This is a genomic window from Streptomyces sp. NPDC058045 (assembly GCF_042885635.1).
GTDB lineage: Bacteria > Actinomycetota > Actinomycetes > Streptomycetales > Streptomycetaceae > Streptomyces.
Genome location: NZ_JBHVRR010000117.1, coordinates 1 through 1,197 on the forward strand (window position 1 = coordinate 1; position 1,197 = coordinate 1,197).

General features: G+C 66.0%; 2 protein-coding genes. Both read right to left on the reverse strand.

Annotated elements, in window-relative coordinates; translation table 11 throughout:
* Positions 1 to 410 (reverse strand): acetate--CoA ligase family protein (locus ACFVST_RS29310; protein WP_390156630.1); only part of this gene is annotated, 410 nt, incomplete at its 3' end.
* Positions 411 to 414: 4 nt separating this feature from the next.
* A partial coding sequence (locus ACFVST_RS29315) for a CoA transferase (protein ID WP_390156631.1) occupies positions 415 to 1,197 on the reverse strand: 783 nt, incomplete at its 5' end.

Here is a 1,197-nt window from a genome sequence, read left to right on the forward strand (position 1 = left end):
CCGAACGTCGGATCGGTGACCGCACCGACGATGACCTCCTGCCCGGACGGCAGCAACTCCTGCACCTGCACACCCTCGATACGCGCCTGCGCGTCATAGGCGCGGGCGTTCTTCACGATGGTGCGGAAGGCTTCGCGTACCGCGGTGGCGCCCTCGATGCCGACGATGACGCCGCCGGCGTCGGTCTTGTGCAGGATGTCGGGGGACACGATCTTCATCACCATGGGTCCGCTGAAGCGGGCCGCGTAGCGCACTGCTTCCTCGACGTCCCGGGCCAACTCCTCGCCGGGGACGGCGATGTGGTAGGCGTCGGCGATCAGTTTGCCTTCGGGTGCGGTCAGTGCGGTGCGGCCTTCGGCGCGTACCGTTTCCAGCAGGGTGCGTACTTTCCGTACTCGGTCATCGGTCATCGGTTCAGATCACTCCATCCGACTTGAGCTGTCCCAACTCCGCTTCATCGAGGCCCAGTTCGCCCACGAAGACCTCTGTGTTGTGTTCGCCGAGGAGGGGGGAGGGGGTGATGTGTACGGGGGAGTCGGAGAGTTTGAGGGGGGAGCCGACGGTGGTGTAGGTGCCGCGTTGGGGGTGGGGGACTTGGACGACCATGTCGTTGGCGGCGAGGGAGGTGTCTTCGATGATTTCTTTGGTGGAGAGGATGGGGCCGCAGGGGATGTTGTGGGCGTTGAGTTTCTCCAGGACTTCCCATTTGGGGAGGGTGGTGGTCCATTCCTCGATGAGTTGGAACATTTTGTCCAGCTTCGGGAGGCGGGTTTCGGGGGTGGACCAGTCGGGGTCGTCGGCGAGGTGGGGGTGGCCGATGAGGTGGGTGAGGGGTTTCCAGCCGACGGGTTGGACGATGACGTAGACGTAGTCGTTGGGGCCGCCGGGGGCGCATTTGACGGCCCAGCCGGGTTGGCCGCCGCCGGAGGCGTTGCCGGAGCGGGGGACTTCGGTGTCGAAGGTGTCGTTGGGGTATTCGGTGAGGGGGCCGTGGGTGAGGCGTTGCTGGTCGCGGAGTTTGACGCGGCAGAGGTTGAGGACGGCGTGTTGCATGGCGACGTTGACGCGTTGTCCGCGGCCGGTTTTTTCGCGTTGGAGGAGGGCGGCGAGGATGCCGGCGACGAGGTGGATGCCGGTGCCGGAGTCGCCGATCTGGGCGCCGGTGGCGGTGGGGGGTCCGTCTTCGAAGCCGGTGGT